Raw genomic sequence first — 1,495 nt, 5'->3', positions numbered from 1 at the left:
GATGCCGGCCATGACCCCGCCCGCCCTGGCCGCGCGGTACACCGCCACCCGCGATGCCGTCCTGGCGGCCGAGCGGATGGCCGCCCGCCACGGTCACCGCCGGCGGGCCGCCTCGCTGCGCGCCATGGCCGACCTGGGGCGGCACTTCCTGTCGTTCGACGGCCGCGACGGCGGTCGCACCGCGGAGGTGTTGGGCGACCTGGCCCGAGCGGAGCGGATCGCGGTGCTCGTGCCGGGCGCGGACACCAGTCTCGACACCTACGACCGCTTCCTGGCCGGCGCGATGGCACTCCGACTCGCGCAGGAGCCGGGTCACCGGTTCGCCGTCATCGCCTGGTTGGGGTACCGGACGACGAGCACGTTCGGCCTCGAAGCCCTGACCACCGGGCGCGCGCGTGAGGCGGCTTCCGCGCTGCGCCGCTTCGTAGGGGAGCTGGGCGCGGCCAGGCCCGCCGCCCGGACCTCCCTCGTGTGCCACTCCTATGGCTCCGTCGTGTGCAGCCAGGCCGCCGCCGGGCTGAAGGTCACGGACCTCGTCCTGTACGGCAGCCCGGGAACGGGCGTGCAGGGGGTCGCCGAGCTGCGCACCCAGGCGACCGTCTGGGCCGGGAGGGGCGCCCGCGACTGGATCGCCGGCGTGCCGCACACGCGGTTACGCCTGCCCTTCGCGACCGTGGGGTTCGGGACCGATCCGGTCTCGCCGGAGTTCGGCGCCCGGATCTTCGCGGCCGGCGACGGTGGCCACAGCGACTACCTGCGGCCCGGGTCCACGGCACTGGCGAACATGGCCCGGATCGTCTCCGGGCTGCCCCCGCTCGGGGAGGCCGGTCATGGGTGACCTCGTCCGGCGGATCGAGGCGGCCACGCCCCCCGGCCGCGACCGGGCCGCCGACGGGCTGCGCGCCCTCGCCATCGCCGGGGTGGTGCTCGGCCACTGGCTGGTGACCGCTCTGGTCGCCGACAGCGGCACGGTGCGGGCCGAGAGCCCGCTCCGGCACCTGCCCCAGCTCGCTCCCGTCTCGTGGCTCTTCCAGGCTCTGGCGGTCTTCTTCCTCGTCGGCGGGTGGGCAGGGGTGACCGGCCATGCCGCCGCCCGTGCCCGGGGGCAGACGTACGGGCAGTGGCTGCGGTCCCGGACGGCCCGGCTGTTGAGGCCGGTCGTGGTCGTGCTCGCGCTGTGGGCCGTGGCCTCGGCTGTGATGCTGGCGTCCGGCGCCGGGCTGGAGACCGTCCGGACGCTGGTCGGGCTGGTGCTGTCCCCGCTGTGGTTCCTGGCCGTCTTCGCGGTGCTCACGGCCGCGACCCCGCTCGTCGCCCGGCTGCACCCGCTGTGGCCGCTCGCCGCGGTCGCGCTCGTCGACCTCGTCCGGTACGGCACGGGCGGCCCGGCCTGGCTCGGCTGGATCAACGTCGTCGCCGGCTGGCTGGTCCCCTACTGCCTGGGCGCGGCGTGGGCCCGGGGACGCCTGCCGGGCCGGCGGAGCGGGTGGCCGCT

At 76.5% G+C, this 1,495-nt stretch carries 2 protein-coding genes; both read left to right on the top strand.

The window, feature by feature from the left end:
• On the top strand, nt 1-838 hold an 838-nt coding region (locus DQW85_RS23150; RefSeq protein ID WP_113702216.1), incomplete at its 5' end, for an alpha/beta hydrolase.
• A partial coding sequence (locus tag DQW85_RS23145) for an acyltransferase family protein (RefSeq protein WP_162795271.1) occupies nt 831-1,495 on the top strand: 665 nt, incomplete at its 3' end. The genes DQW85_RS23150 and DQW85_RS23145, both read left to right, overlap by 8 nt.

This window comes from Nonomuraea lactucae (assembly GCF_003313395.1).
Lineage (GTDB): Bacteria > Actinomycetota > Actinomycetes > Streptosporangiales > Streptosporangiaceae > Nonomuraea > Nonomuraea lactucae.
Note: the sequence above shows the minus strand (reverse complement) of the source record. Positions and strands in the feature narration are given on the sequence as shown.